This window comes from Sanguibacter inulinus (assembly GCF_013415325.1).
GTDB classification, from domain to species: Bacteria; Actinomycetota; Actinomycetes; order Actinomycetales; family Cellulomonadaceae; genus Sanguibacter; species Sanguibacter inulinus.
This window is the reverse complement of the sequence record NZ_JACBYE010000107.1, coordinates 1-414: the sequence shown is the minus strand read 5'-3', so window position 1 is coordinate 414 and position 414 is coordinate 1. Positions and strand designations below refer to the sequence as shown.

Sequence of the window (414 nt, the reverse complement as noted above, 5' to 3'; positions counted from 1 at the left end):
GACCAGCGCACGGTCAGGATTATCAATCGCCTGCACGGCACCCGCCGGTAAGCCGCAGGATTTCAGGGCGTCCTGAATCACCGCCACCGTTGCAGCGTTAGTGCGACACGTTTCTTTGCCACCGCGCAGGATCACCGCATTACCGGTTTTCAGGCACAGCGAAGCGACATCAACCGTCACGTTCGGGCGCGCTTCATAAATCACGCCAATAACCCCCAGCGGTACGCGACGACGCTCAAGACGCAGGCCGCTGTCCAGTACGCTGCCATCGATTACCTGCCCCACCGGATCGGCGAGGTTACACACCTGGCGCACATCATCGGCAATGCCTTTCAGCCGTGCGGGCGTCAGTGCCAGACGGTCAAGCATCGCTTCGCCAAGGCCATTGGCACGCGCGTCAGCAACATCCTGGGC

General features: G+C 61.6%; 1 protein-coding gene. It reads right to left on the bottom strand.

Going from position 1 to position 414, the window contains the following annotated elements; all coding sequences use genetic code 11:
* Nucleotides 1-414: aldehyde dehydrogenase family protein (locus tag HZZ10_RS19085; RefSeq protein WP_179914724.1), on the bottom strand; the 414-nt coding region annotated here is incomplete at both ends.